The sequence below is a fragment of the Pseudomonas graminis genome, assembly GCF_004364335.1.
GTDB classification, from domain to species: Bacteria; Pseudomonadota; Gammaproteobacteria; order Pseudomonadales; family Pseudomonadaceae; genus Aquipseudomonas; species Aquipseudomonas graminis_D.
Genome location: NZ_SOCR01000014.1, coordinates 109,662 through 124,172, shown reverse-complemented (window position 1 = coordinate 124,172; position 14,511 = coordinate 109,662). Strand labels below are relative to the sequence as shown.

12 protein-coding genes and 1 pseudogene are annotated in these 14,511 nt (G+C 58.7%); 7 read left to right on the top strand and 6 right to left on the bottom strand.

Annotation, left to right across the window (positions count from 1 at the left end):
- Positions 1-61: 61 nt before the first annotated feature.
- The gene (locus EC919_RS23605) at positions 62-1,066 is read right to left on the bottom strand and encodes an NADP-dependent oxidoreductase (protein ID WP_133776759.1); all 1,005 of its coding nucleotides are present in this window, start codon (positions 1,064-1,066) and stop codon (positions 62-64) included.
- A 252-nt stretch (positions 1,067-1,318) separates the two neighbouring features.
- Here EC919_RS23605 and EC919_RS23600 point away from each other — a divergent pair, with 252 nt between their 5' ends.
- Complete coding sequence (locus EC919_RS23600) at positions 1,319-2,080, top strand: SDR family oxidoreductase (RefSeq protein ID WP_133776719.1); 762 nt, start codon at positions 1,319-1,321, stop codon at positions 2,078-2,080.
- 136 nt (positions 2,081-2,216) lie between these two features.
- On the opposite strand, the gene EC919_RS23595 is transcribed toward EC919_RS23600, so the two are convergent.
- From EC919_RS23595 to EC919_RS23580, 4 genes are all read right to left on the bottom strand, one after another.
- Positions 2,217-2,549, bottom strand: a complete 333-nt coding sequence (locus tag EC919_RS23595) for a hypothetical protein (RefSeq protein ID WP_133776718.1) — start codon at positions 2,547-2,549, stop codon at positions 2,217-2,219.
- 164 nt (positions 2,550-2,713) lie between these two features.
- Positions 2,714-4,015: an Nramp family divalent metal transporter gene (locus EC919_RS23590; protein WP_133776717.1), complete on the bottom strand. Its 1,302-nt coding sequence runs from the start codon at positions 4,013-4,015 to the stop codon at positions 2,714-2,716.
- A gap of 357 nt (positions 4,016-4,372) precedes the next feature.
- Positions 4,373-5,494, bottom strand: coding sequence for an alkene reductase (locus EC919_RS23585; protein ID WP_133776716.1), 1,122 nt, complete (start codon positions 5,492-5,494; stop codon positions 4,373-4,375).
- A complete protein-coding gene (locus tag EC919_RS23580; protein WP_133776715.1) occupies positions 5,491-6,540 on the bottom strand; it encodes an MsnO8 family LLM class oxidoreductase in 1,050 nt (349 codons plus the stop codon). Before EC919_RS23580 ends, EC919_RS23585 begins: the two co-directional genes overlap by 4 nt.
- A 551-nt stretch (positions 6,541-7,091) precedes the next feature.
- Here EC919_RS23580 and EC919_RS23575 point away from each other — a divergent pair.
- Positions 7,092-10,085, top strand: a complete 2,994-nt coding sequence (locus tag EC919_RS23575) for an ATP-binding protein (protein ID WP_133776714.1) — start codon at positions 7,092-7,094, stop codon at positions 10,083-10,085.
- 3 nt (positions 10,086-10,088) lie between these two features.
- Entirely contained in the window at positions 10,089-10,469 is a 381-nt protein-coding gene (locus tag EC919_RS23570) for a response regulator (RefSeq protein WP_133776713.1), read from the top strand.
- A gap of 97 nt (positions 10,470-10,566) precedes the next feature.
- Here the strand turns inward: EC919_RS23570 and EC919_RS23565 are convergent, their stop codons facing one another.
- On the bottom strand, positions 10,567-11,196 hold the full coding sequence (locus EC919_RS23565; protein ID WP_133776712.1) for a hydrolase: 630 nt from the start codon (positions 11,194-11,196) through the stop codon (positions 10,567-10,569).
- Between the two features lie 211 nt (positions 11,197-11,407).
- Between EC919_RS23565 and EC919_RS23560 the strand changes: the two genes are divergently transcribed.
- The 4 genes and pseudogenes from EC919_RS23560 to EC919_RS23545 all read left to right on the top strand — a co-directional run bounded on the left by EC919_RS23560 (position 11,408) and on the right by EC919_RS23545 (position 14,401).
- On the top strand, positions 11,408-12,328 hold the full coding sequence (locus EC919_RS23560) for a LysR family transcriptional regulator (RefSeq protein WP_133776711.1): 921 nt from the start codon (positions 11,408-11,410) through the stop codon (positions 12,326-12,328).
- 167 nt (positions 12,329-12,495) lie between these two features.
- Positions 12,496-13,287, top strand: coding sequence for an enhanced serine sensitivity protein SseB (gene sseB / locus EC919_RS23555; protein WP_133776710.1), 792 nt, complete (start codon positions 12,496-12,498; stop codon positions 13,285-13,287).
- Between the two features lie 82 nt (positions 13,288-13,369).
- On the top strand, positions 13,370-13,810 hold the full coding sequence (locus EC919_RS23550) for a hypothetical protein (RefSeq protein ID WP_133776709.1): 441 nt from the start codon (positions 13,370-13,372) through the stop codon (positions 13,808-13,810).
- 144 nt (positions 13,811-13,954) lie between these two features.
- Positions 13,955-14,401: pseudogene (locus EC919_RS23545) on the top strand (GNAT family N-acetyltransferase).
- Positions 14,402-14,511 lie beyond the last annotated feature (110 nt).

Genomic DNA, 14,511 nt, shown 5'->3' with positions numbered 1-14,511 from the left:
ATCCGTGAGTTGTTCAGCGGATTATCAGCGACGGTTCACAGGTTGAGCCCACACATTCAGCTCACACCTTCAAGATCAACTTACCGCTGTTCTCGCCCTTGAACAGCATCTGCAGGGTTTCGGGGAAGGTCTCCAGGCCTTCAACGATGTGCTCTTTGCTTTTCAGCTTGCCCTGAGCCAGCCAGCCGGCCATTTCCATTCCGGCCTTGGCGAAGTGTTCCGCATGGTCCATGACCACGAAACCCTCCATGCGCGCCCTGTTGACCAGCAGAGACAGGTAATTGGCCGGGCCTTTGACGGCTTCCTTGTTGTTGTATTGGCTGATGGCGCCGCAGATCACCACCCGCGCCTTCAACGCCAGGCGGGTCAGGACCGCATCGAGGATGTCGCCGCCGACGTTGTCGAAATAGACGTCCACGCCTTTGGGGCATTCGCGTTTCAGCGCCGCATGAATGTCCTCGTTCTTGTAATCGATGGCGCCGTCGAAACCGAATTCATCGATCAGGGTCTGGCATTTTTCCTTGCCGCCGGCGATGCCGATGACCCGGCAGCCTTTGATTTTGGCGATCTGCCCGGCAATGCTGCCCACCGCACCGGCCGCGCCGGAAATCACCACAGTCTCACCGGCTTTGGGCTGCCCGACTTCGAGCAGGGCGAAGTAGGCCGACATGCCGGTCATGCCCAGCGCCGCCAGGTACACCGGCAACGGCACGAGTTTGGGGTCGACCTTGTTAAAGCCCTTGGGCTCGCCGACGAAATAATCCTGCACCCCAAGCACGCCCTGAACGTAATCGCCCACGGCGAATTTCGGGTGTTGCGACTCGATGACCTTGCCCGCACCCAACGCGCGCATGACCGCGCCAATCTCGACGGGTGCCATGTAGGACTTGCCTTCGTTCATCCATCCGCGCATGGCTGGGTCCAGCGACAGGTATTCGCTTTTCACCATTATTTGTCCTGGAGCGAGCTCGGCAACGGGCACCGTCTGGAAGGTGAAATCTTCACGGCTGGCAGCACCCACCGGGCGGCGCGCGAGGAGGAATTGGCGGTTGTTCAAGGCGGTCATGGCAGACTCTCGATTATCGGCGAAGCGGCAGTGATAGACCTGAACGGTCCGAACAGCAAGGATTGCCACTGCAACGAATGCCCGCCGATCCATGCTGATGATGGGGCTTGTCATCGATCATCATCGCCACCAATGGCCCGGCAACCGGCCTCCTGATAGTGCTGACGCTGAGTGTGTCGTGACCGCTAAGCTGCGGCCCATCACCGGCGTTTGCCGAGCCTTCCATTAATAAGTACAAAAAAGGACGATCCCATGAGCATGACGTTTTCCGGCCAGGTCGCGTTGGTCACCGGCGCCGCTGCGGGCATTGGCAGAGCGACTGCGATGGCGTTCGGCGAGCATGGCCTGAAAGTGCTGGTGGTCGATCTGGACAGCCAGGGCGGCGAGGGCACGGCCGAATTGATTCGTCAGGCGGGCGGTGAAGCGCTGTTTCTGCCGTGTGACGTGACCAAGGACGCTCAGGTGCAGCAGATGATGGCCCAGGCCGTGGACGCTTACGGCCGTGTCGATTACGCGTTCAACAACGCCGGCATCGAAATCGAAAAGGGCCGCCTCGCCGAAGGCAGCGAAGCCGAGTTCGACGCGATCATGGGCGTCAACGTCAAGGGCGTCTGGCTGTGCATGAAATACCAGTTGCCGCTGATGCTGGCCCAGGGTGGCGGGGCGATCGTCAACACGGCATCGGTGGCCGGGCTGGGCGCGGCGCCGAAGATGAGCATCTACAGCGCGTCCAAGCACGCGGTGATCGGCCTGACCAAGTCGGCCGCCATCGAGTACGCCAAGAAACACATCCGGGTCAACGCCGTGTGCCCGGCGGTGATCGACACCGACATGTTCCGCCGCGCCCACGAAGCCGACCCGCGCAAAGCGGAATTTGCCGCGACCATGCACCCGGTCGGGCGGATCGGCAAAGTCGAAGAAATCGCCGCCGCCGTGCTCTACCTGTGCAGCGACGGAGCGGCGTTCACCACCGGGCATTCACTGGCGGTGGACGGGGGCGTGACGGCGTTCTGATTGTCCAGCCGTCTCAGCGAACCTGCCATCAAGGCACGGTTATCGTCACCGCGCTGCGCGCCAATCACTGGCGAACATGCAAGTCATGACCAGCACGGTGAGCGCGACGGCAAATTGCGAATTTGGCATGACGGTTTTACATGGGTTTAACGGAAACCACTTCGACATACCTGAACTTTTTCCTCGCGAGCTTTGTGGCGTCTTGCTCTGCCAGGAGGGTGCTCAGCGTGTCGGCTTCGTGAAAGATCTCCTGGGTTTCCCCTTCGAAGATATTCCCCACTCGAAGGGTGACTCTGAGCCTGGGCGTGAAGGCTTTCGCTACTTTCTTTTTAGCGACAGGCTTTGCAGGAGGCTCGATCAGGACTTCCGGAACAGGTTCTTTTACAACGGCAGGCGCGGCCACAGTAGAGACGTCGGTGTCGCCGAAAAGCGCACGGCGCATCTCTTCTTCTGTGAGTTCTGGATTCATGGGGTGTCTCGGTGTCGGAAAGGGTTGCAGCCAGCCAATCCTACCAGTACCAAGGATGAAAACTGTATCGCGGCAGGTTAAGGAGTCGGGAGTTACGGGACCCGAGCAACGGAGCAGCCTGCCATTCCTGACACCTTGGCAGGCTGCCGAGTTTCAGCAATCAGTCATGCCAACAAATCCGCGCCCAACTGAAAGGCGACCCACAGTGCAAGTCCCGTGGCGAATACCAGGGCGATATTCTCGAAGAGGTTGTTTCGGTATTGCTTGTCCAGCAACGACTTCTGATTGGACATGATCAACAAACCGAGGGAAATCACGGGCAAGCCAATGATGTTCAGGGCGTTGACGCCGATGGTCAGTGTGACAAAGTCCGGCATGCCCGGCAGCGACCAGACGAGAGGGGTGACCAAGATGAACAACATGAACCACTTGTGCATCGGGTCGCGGTGGAATTCCTTGCCGTAACGCTGGCGGCGCTCGGGTTTGACCTGCTGGAAGGCGTCTGTGATCAACATCGGGAACGCGGTGGTCTTGCCAGCGATACTGGCGAAAAGAGTGGCGAATACGCCGACGAAGAATATGTACCAGCCAATCGAGCCGAAGAACATTTCCAGCGCCATGCCCAGATCCGCCAGCGTGTTGACCTCAATGCCGTTGGGTCGAAGGATCTCCGCGCCGACTATCCAGATCGCCAGGTTGATGACAATGCCCACGAACACGGCAAATAGCAGGTCGTTGCGCTGGACTCGCTTGTGCTCGGGCCCTACCCAGCCCTTTTGGCGCATCACATACGGATGCACGAAATTGGCAACAGAGCCTGCGACCGCGCCGATGACCGAGACGGCGACCAGCAGTGCGCCGTGGACGCCTTCATCGGGCGGAATGCTGAAGCCGATGGTGCCCTTGATGATGCCTGTCACGTCCGGCCCGGACATCAGCGCCAGGGCCAGGAATGCCAGTGTCATTACTGCCAGCAAGGCCTTCATCACGCCTTCGATCAACGAATAGATGTTGCGGCCTACCAGCATCCACACCGCCAAAACGACAGCCACGGAGCAGAGCAGCGGGTAGTCCATCTTCAACAGCATGGCCAACGCTTCGCCAGCCCCTTTGATCATGTAGGCATTCATCAAATGCCCCATGAGCAAGGCATACACCAGCAGGAACCATCCGAAGAACGGATTCAGTTGGGCGTAGCCTTGAAGGATGGTCATGCCTTGGTTATTGCAGAGCTGGAAGCGGGCAATGATGTTGACGATCAGATATCGGAGCAGCAGCGAGACTGCCAGCACCCACATCATGGCGTACCCGTAGTTCGCGCCAGCGACGGAAGAGGTAATCAAGTCACCCGCGCCCAGCCAGGCCAACACGGCGATGATGCCGGGGCCCAGATGCTTGAATAGTCTAACGACGCGGGTTTGGGATGGGGTTGCAGCAAGTCCTTCAGCGGAGGGAGTGCTCGGCATAAGGGTTCTCCATTCTTGTATTTATAGGAAGGAGCACAGTCGACCACAGTACATAGGACGTCGTACGACTGAGTTGTAACCAGTTATTTGCAATTGCCGTCAGGGAGGCTCGAGCACTTTGATTTCGAGTAGAACGCCTGTCCATGAGGGCGTAGCGGCGATTGAATTGTTAAAGACACACCGCTTTCGCGGGCAGGCGCGCCCCTGCGCTGGTTTTCGGAAAAGCCCGCCATGCTCGGCGCACCCGGAATCCGTGGGAGCCGGCTTGCTGGCGAAGGCGGCGTGTCAGGCGATTGATTCGTGACAGACACACCGCGTTCGCGGGCAAGCGCGCTCCTACACGGGGCTACTTTTCAATCAGCCTGTGTAGGGCGGGTAGTCGACATAGCCTTTTGCATCGCCGCCGTAATAGGTGTCGCGATCCGGCTCGGTCAATGACCAGCCGTTTTTCAGTCGAGCCACCAGGTCAGGATTGGCGATGAAGGGCTGCCCGAATGCCGCCAGGTCGATCAGACCTGCCTGCAACAGATCTTCAGCGCGTTCGCGGGTCATGTCCCCGGCGAGAATCAATGCGGTCTCCCCCAGCTCTGTCTTGCAATGCGCGAGCAAGTCGCGAAGCGCCTGTTCCTGTGCAGCCGAGCTGTCTTCAGCCATGAAGAAATGGGTCTGATCCATCACATGAACATAAGCAATGGCGCGCTGCTTCATGCCTGCACACAGCGCCGAGTAGGTTTCGTCGATCTGCGGATACAAGGGCATGTCGAACAACTGGCCGTATGGGGAGATACGGACGCCCACGCGGTCAGCGCCAATTCTGGCGACCGCTGCGTCGACGACCTCGAACACGAAACGCAGACGATTTTCCAGCGTGTCGGCTGAGTAGCGATCGGTCCGGTCATTCACCAGCGGGTTCAGGAATTGCTCCAGCAAATAGCCGTTGGCGCCATGAATCTCCACCCCGTCGAAACCGGCAGCGATAGCGTTTTCCGCCGCTTGAGCAAAGTCTTCAACAACGCGTGCCACCTCTTCGGTGGTCAGCGGACGTGGCGTGGACGTGGGCACGAAGCCCGGCTCGCCGTCCTCCGAGTAGGCAAACGCGACGGCGCCTTTTGCTTGTTTGCTGGTCGCGCTGACCGGCGCTTTCTTATCGATCTGAATCGAGGTGTGGGACACGCGGCCAACGTGCCACAACTGGGCAAACATCTTCCCTCCGACGCTGTGGACGGAGTCGGTGACCAGCTTCCAGCCCTTGATTTGGGCCTCGGTGAAGATGCCCGGATTGAATAAATAACCCTGGCCCTCACATGAGATCGGCGTGCCTTCCGAGACAATCAACCCAGCAGTGCCGCGTTGGGTGTAGTGCAAGGCTATTTGCTCGGTCGCCATGTCGTCAGGCGCGCGCGAACGGGTCATGGGCGCCATGACGATGCGGTTGCCAAGCGTTATGGCGCCGAGTGTGTAGGGTTCAAACAAGGTCATGGTTGACTCTCCTGAAGTGAGCGCTGTGGAGCGCGAAGGTTGAATGCCTGATTGGCGCGCGCGAGCAGTTCAATCGCGCGCTGCCGGTTTGCCTCGCCCGGGATCATGGGGATGACCATCATTTGATCGGTCTGATACTGCGCAGCAATGCGCTGCAGTTGTTTGATCGCCAGCGGACCGTCGCCAATCACGACCCGAGCCCGGTTAAGCGCTATGCGCTCCCGTGCTTCAACGCCGTAATGCGCCGGTTCAACCGCTTCGGGGGCCATCAATGCCTCGGCAGGGGTGGCGGACTCAGCGCGCAGCAACCAGTCGTCAAAACTGCCTGCCAGCCGCTCGGCCTGATCGACGGTGTCCGCCACGACTGCAAACACGGCAACGATGACACTCGGTGCCGCATGGAGTCGGGAAGGGCGAAAACTCGTCCGATACTGCTCGGCGGCCATCACACCCTGCTGATAATGCGGGTTGATGAAGTGCGCAAATGTGAAGCCCAGCCCCTCACGAGCGGCCAGTTCAGCGGTATTGCCGCTGGCACCGAGTATGTGAAACTCCGGAAGGGTTGAAATCCGAGGCGCGACGTAGATCGAATGATGCCGATCGCTTGAGCCATCAGCATTATCGAGCAGCAAGGCCTTGAGGTCCTTGAGCTTGGCCGGGAAAGGGATCAGGTGCGTTTTCTCATCATTGAGGGCGCGGGTGACGCGCTGATCCGCTCCGGGCGCCCGCCCGATCCCCAAGTCTATCCGCCCCGGATATAACGCCTCCAGGACGCGCGCTGTCTCGGCGACTTTGTACGCGCTGTAATTGGGCAGCATGATGCCGCCCGAGCCCACCCTGATCGTCTCTGTATGCGCGGCGATTTGCATCATCAGCAGCTCAGGGCTGCTTCCCGCCTGGACACTGGATTGATGGTGCTCCGCCACCCAAAAGCGTTCGTAGCCCAAAGATTGGGCGGTTTGCGCCAGGCGCGTGGTGGCCCATAGCGCATCACTGGCGGTGAGGCCGTCGTCCACGGGGGAATGGTCAAGAATGCTGAGTCTCATGGCGCTCTCCGGACAAGGGTCGCCGCACTCATAGCGTCGACGACTGCCATGATCGGGACCTGAGAAGTTGATCGTGAGCCGCTATTGGCCAGGAACGAGGCGCCGGCGACGGAAGAGGAGGGCATGATTCGACTCCGTTAAGGTTTCGAACCAGCCTATTGGAGAAATGGAACGGGATCTCGGCTCGTTGTGACCGAATGACATGAACTGAGTTCATGAATCGATTGTTTCAGCCCGCCACTTTCTGGGGGGGGGGATCGTAGAAGCTGTCGCCTCGCATTTAACCGTACTGCCCAAGGCTTCTGCTGTATGGTGGGCCACTGCATTTGCTGATCGGGACGTGAGTCCGCCGCCGTCAAGCATCCCACATGCATCCAAGTCCGCATGCCGCACCTTCGCGGCAACCTCGCACCCCTTGCGCGTCCGTCCCGTTTTTAGCTGCACCTGGCCCTGGCAGTGCCTTGGGCGCATAAAAACCCTCAATCGTCATTGCTTGTCGCAACGTGCGCAGCGTCTTGCTGCTCCCGAATGAAACACTCCTGGAGTGGCAAATGATTGGGTACCTGCAAAACACCAGCACGGACTCCGCGTTGGAAGCTGCGCTGGCCAGCTGCGCGCAGGAGCCGATCCGGGTTCCGGGCGCGATCCAGCCCCATGGGGTGCTCATGGCGCTCTGTGGTGATCCTCTGTGCATCCAGCAGGTCAGTGAAAACGCTGCACACGCGCTAGGAATCGAGAGTGGCGAATTGCTGGGCAAGGCACTGTGTGTGCTGTTACGACCGGAGCAGGTCCTGCTTGTCACTCAGTTCTACACAAACCCTGGCGAGGTCGAAAGCGATCCGCTGCGTCTGACGATCGGGGCCACAGATTTCAGTGCGTCCCTTCACATGCGCGACACGATGCTGATCATCGAGCTCGAACCCTATGTCGAACCGAGGTGGGAGCAGTCCAGGATCATCACTCGGGTGCTGCGTAACCTCCAGGCGGCCACAACACTGGAGACGTTGTTCGACATCAGTGTCCACGAAATACAGGCGCTGATCGGCCACGACAGAGTGCTGATTTATCGCTTCGAGCCCGAGGGGCACGGGAAAGTCGTGGCTGAGGCATTGAGCGGCAATCATCTGCCCAGTTACAGCGGCTTGAACTTTCCGGGATCTGACATCCCGCCTCAGGCGCGCGAGCTTTATCGTCTCAACTGGATCAGGGTCATCCCCGACGCCGCGTATACACCCGTGCGACTGGTACCAGAACTGCGGCCTGACACGGGGCTCCCGCTTGATCTGGGGTTCTCGTCACTGCGCAGCGTGTCTGCGGTGCACTGCGAATACCTGAAGAATATGGGCGTGCGTTCGTCGATGAGTATTTCACTGCTCGATGACGGGAAGCTCTGGGGGTTGATCGCGTGCGGCCATCCTGGCCCGCTTATGGTCGCCCGCGAATACCGTGACGCCTGCGTGCTCATAGGCCAGCTTCTGTCGGCGAAAATTTCGGCCATCGTAGCCAGTCAGTTGCAGCGCGAGCGTGAGGACAAAGTGGCGTTGGTCGCTCAGTTAGCCGAGGCCATGAGCCGGGCGGACCGTGAAATCCTTGAGGGTCTGGTGAGCCGACCTGAACTGCTGCAAGCATTGACCATGGCAAGTGGCGCGGCTGTGCTGATGGAGGACCGCTTACACCTGTTCGGGCAATGCCCGACGCCGGAGCAGGTGCGGGCGTTGTATCTGTGGATCCGGGACACGGGCCTGAAATCCCAGAAGCTCAAGGAGCGCGCCGTGGGACTGCAAGGCCTGGGCATTTTCCATACTCATGCATTGCAACAGGACTACCCTGCGGCGGCTGCCTATTGCGATACCGCCAGCGGCGTTATCGCCTTCATTCTGCCAAAGCCTGTCGACAACATGGTGCTGTGGTTTCGCCCGCAACTTACCTCGACCATGAACTGGAGTGGTAATCCGGCCCAGCACCTAAGCCTTGGCACGGTGGGCTCTGCCACCCACCGGCTGCACCCGCGTCAGTCGTTTGAGGTGTGGGAGCAGCAGGTCACTGGCATCGCCAGCCTCTGGTCCCGAGGTGATCTGTATGCCGCTGAAGACATCCGTCGCTCGGCACTGGAACACGATCTGGAACGCCAAGTGCTGCGTGAGCAGGAAGCGGTGCGGTTGCGCGATGAATTGGTGGCCGTCGTCTCCCATGACCTGCGCAACCCGATGTCGATCATCATCATGCAGTGCGGGATGATGCAACGCTGGGCCGGGAGTGACCCGGCCGTCGAGAATCACCCTATTCGGCGTGCGCTAGGCACGATTGAAAAAGCCACGACGCGAATGAACAGCCTGCTGGAAGACCTGCTGGACACCGCAAAGATAGAATCCGGCCGCTACCATATGGCCTGCGCACCGTTGAATGTGACGAGCCTGCTTGAAGAAGCCTGCAGCTTGCTGGTGACCTTGACCGCCGAGAAGGATATCGAGCTCAACTGCGCCGCCATGTCGGACCTGGTCATCAAGGCCGATCCCGAGCGGATATTTCAGGTGCTGTCGAATCTGGTAGGCAATGCCATCAAGTTCACGCCCCGAGGCGGCAAGATCAGCATTCACGCGGAGGGCAGCGGAAAAGAAGTGGTCTTCACGGTCAGCGATAATGGCGTGGGCATCACTGCAGATGATCTCCCTCACATCTTCCAGCGCTACTGGTCGGTCGAGAAAGGCAATCCCAAGGGCAATGGTCTGGGACTCTATATATCCGACGGCATTGTCTCGGCGCACGGCGGCCAGCTGTCGGTTGAAAGTTCGCCCGGCAAAGGCAGCGTCTTCAGCTTTAACCTACCGGCCCACGATGGACCGGCGACGCTCGGTGAAAGCGCTTTTCTGAAACAAAATGACACCACCAGCCGGCTGGCGCAGTCCATATCCATCAAGCTGGAGCGTCAGCAACTTGAGGACCGCCAAGCGCGGCTGGCGTTGTTGAACGAGCTCAATCACCGGGTCAAGAACACGCTGTCGACGGTTCAATCCATTGCCACGCTGACCGCCACTCATTCGGACTCGCTGGCCTCGTTTCGTAAAAGTTTTGATGCCCGTCTGTTTGCCCTCAGCCGCGCGCACGACGCGTTGGCCCGTGCCGAATGGCTGTCGAGCGAGCTGACTGACCTGATTATCGGGCTCAAGGAACCGGGCCTGGAGATCAGCAGGATCAGCATGGCCGGGGACCCTGTCTCCCTCGAGCCCCGAGTGTCGTTGAGCCTTTCCATGGTGCTGCACGAACTCATGACAAACGCCCAGCAGCACGGCTCATTATCAGGGCCGGACGGGCGGATTCTGTTCACCTCAACGCTGGACATGGACCAGAGCCCGCCGACGTTGAAGCTTGACTGGGAAGAAACCGGCGGGCCAGGCATCGAGGTCAGTCACGTCAGAGGATTTGGCTTTCGACTGATAGAGCGCAGCATCGAGCGAGAGCTGAAAGGTAAGGCAGTCGTCCATTTCGCCAAGTCAGGTATACGTTGGTCAATGCTGATTCCCTGGCGTGGCAGCACCCGGATGTAATTTATGAATGTGAAGTTGCGCTACTCGAGCGGTTCGCCAAAGGTATTTTTGGTCGAGGACGAGACCCTGCTCGCGATGCTCATGGAAGTCATGCTGGAAGACTTGGGTTACAACACCGCTTTTCACGCCAGCTCACTGGAGGATGGAATGGAATACGCCCGCACGGGCAGCTTCGATGTGGCGATTCTGGACATCAATATCATCGGAGGAAATTCCTTTCCAATTGCCGAGGCGATCGCTCGGCGCGGCATTCCCTTTACCTTCTGTTCGGGGTACGGGCGGCTGGGAATTCCCGACACGTGGGCAGGCCAGCACTGCGTGGCGAAGCCCTTCAGCGCTGAACAGCTGGACGCCGCGCTGATCGACCTCCTTGAGCAGGCGTAAATCCCGCCGGGCCGGGGGGTGACAGGAAAAAGGCACCCGCCCAAAGCCCAGCCAGTATGGGTGAGCGAGGTCGAGGCCTTAGCGCTTGTTTAGAGGGTTAGATGGCCTGTTTTTCGGCGTTAAAGCCGTCGAAGTTTTCGAACACGGCCATAAAGCCCGGAATGCTCGCTTCACGCGCCCAGTCGCGCTGCAGTTCGCAGTACAGCTGCACGCGGCTGATCAGTTTCGCACCCGCCTGCTCCATACGACGCAACGCTGCTTCGTGCGCGGCGAGGGAGGTTCCACCCACCGCATCGACCGGGATGTAAACCTCATAACCTTCTTTGATGGCGTCGATTACCGGGAAGGCCAGACAGGCTTCGGTCCAGAGCGCGGTCATGATCAGTTTGCGGCGCCCGCAGGCTTTAACCGCCTGCTTGAATTCGTTGTCCTCCCAGCTATTGATCGAGGTTCGATCGTAGGTAGGCAAGTGGCCAAGCACGTCTTGCAGTTCCTGGATGGGCGGCTTGTTGCGACCGGTGCCAATGTTGACGGTCGAGTGAATGATGGGGAGATCGAAGTGAACCGCCGCCTTGGCGACGCTCGTGATGTTGAACACCAGTTCCTCACGCGGCATCGAGCGAATCGAGGACACCTGGATCGGCTGATAGTCGATGATGATAAAAACCGAGTTATCGGGCGTCAGGAGTTCATCGGTGTGGGGGTTGCGGATCGTTTCGCTTGTCATGGCGGGTCCTCGTTATGGATGGGGTCCACGGGTGCAGTTATTGCACCCGCTCAGGCGACGATCACGGACTGACACTGCTGTGGGCAGGGGCGGGCCGCTGACATGCCATGCGTCACATGTCGGTGCCTGTCAGCGGCATAGTGCGGTTCACTCAATCGCGACGGTAGTCGCATCGCCCGACCAGCTGTGTCGCCAAAACAGGAACGCCACGTTGAATATCGAAGAGCTACAGACCTTTGTTGAAGTGGCAGATGCCGGCGGCGTTTCGCCTGCTGCGCTTCGGCTTGGCGTCTCCAAGTCGATCGTCAGTCGCAGGCTGGCGCGGCTGGAAACCGAGCTAGGCGTACAATTGCTGACACGGTCCACCCGCGGCGCGGCGCTGACCGAAGCCGGCGCTACGTTCCGCGAACATGCCGCCAGGGTGTGCGCCGAGATTGAATTGGCCCGGGAAGCAATTTTGCCTGCGGGCCCGCTGCGTGGTCGTCTGCGTGTTGCGGCACCGCTATCGTTAGGACCGACGCATTTCGCCACGGTGGTGGCAGAGATGGCGCGTCGACACCCACTGCTGAATATTCAGACCTGCTACAGCGATCGCTTTGTCGATCTCATCGCCGAGGGATACGACTGTGGTATTCGGGTTGGCTATTTGACTGACTCCAACCTTATCGGTAGACGTGCGGGCCCGATTGCCGTCCAGCTGGTCGCGAGTCCTGGCTATATCGAGGCCTATGGTTCGCCGCAACGGCCGGAGGAACTCGCTTCCCACCAGGCCCTGATGCAGAGTACCGAGGCCTGGCAGTTCATGGATGACGGCAAGGTCATTTCGGTTCGTCCTCAGGGAAAATTCAAGGCCGACAACGGCGTTGCGCTTGTGGCCGCTGCCATAGCGGGACTGGGTGTCGCGTATCTGCCCGACAGCCTCACACATGAAAGCCTCGCCTCCCAGGCACTTGTGCCCATCATGACGCGTTATCCACCACCTCCGGCGGGCGCATACCTGGTCCGCCCTCCAGGTCAGCATCCCGCGCGCAAGATCCGCCTGCTCACTGAACTCCTTATTGAATACTTCGGAACGTCTGCGCACTTCGCGGTGAGCGCCTCTGCCTTAACTCCCGAGGCTGGCCCTTGGTGACCGGTTTTAACGACGTGACACCGATGCTTTGGAAGTCCGTTCGAGGTGATTCTCTGTCAGTCAGATTCGTTAGTTTCTTCTTCTTCCTGTTTTCAAAGGCCCGTGAAAAACTACGCGCTGTTTGCGCTCATTTTTTGCCTGTTTTGATGGAGCCACGGATGGATAGCATGGATACCCAGCAAGAAAACACCCTCGAAACATCCCTCAGGCTGGCGGCGGATGAGCCGGCCCATCGACCTGAGTTTTTCAAGATTCTGTTGGATTCCACTGTCTACGTCCTCGGCACGGCCGGGGCTGGCAAAGGGCATGTCACACTCGAAGCGGGTAGTAACATCAGCATCGCGAATTGGCACAGGGCTGACGGCTCACCTGTCATCCCGTTTTTTTCTTCGTTAAAAACACTGCAAGGCTCCATAGATAACGAAGAGTCCTACGTAGAAATCCCGGCCAGATCGCTGTTTGAAATCACGCGGGGCGCCCCTCTTATCCTCAATCCAAAGTCTCCTTACGGGAAAGAGTTTTTGCCGGAGGAAGTGCGCCATCTGCTCTCGGACGGGATCGGCCAGAAGCCGGCGCAGCGCACGGTTGAAAAAGACACGACCGTGCTGCTCGGACAGCCGTCGCAATACCCGTCGAGGATGGTCAACTCGCTCACGCAGCTACTCGCCAAACATCGCAACGTAAAACGTGCATTTCTGGCGTTAATGCATGACCCATCGGTTGATCAAAAGCCTCATCTGATCATTGGTATTGAAGCGGACGGTGATTTTGAACGGGTCATGCGCGAAGCCGGTACCGTTGCCGGAGATACCGCTCCGGATGGCGAACCCGTTGACCTCTATCCCGTTCAAGAAGGGGGGGCAGGCCTTAGCGATTACTTCCTCAAGGAAACAACGCCTTTCTATGAACGGAAGTCGGCAGGCTGGCTGCGGTCAGTGCTTGGTTTTGGCAAAGCGTGACACCGATCAAGCGGGTGCTAGGCGCAGTGCAGGCTTGCGAAATCTTGGTTGGGCTGTGCAGTTTTTTAATGGAGAAACAAGAATGGCTGAAATAAGCAAAGTGTCCGCCGAGTTGGTAGAGCAGATCAAAGTGCTGAGTCGCCAGGGACTCGCCTTACTCGGCCTTACTGGAGATGATGCGCCGGCCGATGTGGTTGCGGCGATTACGGAGCGGGTGCGCAATTGCAAAGCGACTGGCACAACGCTGTCCGAGGAGGAAATGTACGCGCTTGGAGCGTTGCTAGGTAACCAGTACGTAGAAGGGCAAGGCTGGCACTGGGGCGATGTCGTTTGGGATTATGATGAGACGACTGCTGCTGTAGGAGTCCTCAACCACGACAACTCTTTGTTCATCAATCCTATTGGCTGGGTGGCTCAGGTGATGGAGTCCGAGGGTGGTGTTGGCTTTATGCTCAACTACAACATGGTCAGCGTGCACCAGGTTCCGGTTCGCGAGCCTGATAGCGCCACAGGCCTGTACTGACGCCTCACTCTGAAGAAGGGTGCCGACCTCAAATTGAACGCTGGTCTTCCCAAGTCGAACAGCCGCTACCTGTATTGCCAATAGCAATGCACCTCAAGAGCCCCAACTAAGCCAGATAGCTCTCCACCCAATCAAGGAAGATCCATGGGCCAAATCGACATTCAACTGATCACCCATCTTCCTCCGCAGATTCAGGTGCTGGAGAAAGAGGCTGTTGAAGAAGGTTTCAAGTTTCTGACCCGGCTGATTACCGAGTGGGACTCCGGGATCAATCGCTTCAATGCCCCTGGAGAATGTCTTATGGCCGCATACCGAAACCAGCAGCTAATAGCCATCGGAGGCCTTTCAGTTGATCCCTACGCCGAAAAGAACATGGCGAGGTTGCGACGGGTCTATGTCAGCGCTTCATCAAGGCGGCACCACGCGGGACAGACATAGGTAAAGGCGCTTGTTGCACATGCCGCTCTGCGCTTTCAGAGCGTGTGCCTTTTCACCGATACCGCCGCCGGCGACGCGTTTTATCTGAAGTGCGGCTTCATGCGAACAGATCATGAGCATGCCACGCACGTGATGTGCTTGAGCAACATCTGACTCAAGCAACTGTTGGCTAAGACTGACGATTGCAGCCCAGATGCTTATGCCTTCAGGGCGCACGTAAGCCCAGTATTAGGCGATGAATTACGGAGCAACGCTGACTGGCT